The 255-nt window shown below is 48.6% G+C and carries 1 protein-coding gene; it reads left to right on the top strand.

Annotated elements, in window-relative coordinates:
• A partial coding sequence (locus tag ICN46_RS11915; protein ID WP_216209151.1) for a hypothetical protein occupies positions 1-182 on the top strand: 182 nt, incomplete at its 5' end.
• Positions 183-255: the final 73 nt, after the last annotated feature.

Below are 255 nucleotides of genomic sequence, written 5' to 3' on the forward strand. Positions count from 1 at the left end.
CCTGCCCAGCACGATTCGAACGTGCGACCTACGCCTTAGAAGCTGTAAAAATGATCAAAAACAATAACTTACACAATAGCATAAGCCTGGCTAAATCTGGTGTCCTATACGCACCGAGAATCTTGGTGTTGGGTGGAACTGACTATATGGTGTGTGGCATTCGCAGGCTGAGGGTCGGTTAAACCGACACTAAATCGGGCGACCCCACAGCAAGCCTTGGCAAACCATTTTTACTATGCCTCTCGTCCCCATGAA

The organism is Polynucleobacter sp. Latsch14-2 (genome assembly GCF_018881925.1).
Taxonomy (GTDB): Bacteria; Pseudomonadota; Gammaproteobacteria; order Burkholderiales; family Burkholderiaceae; genus Polynucleobacter.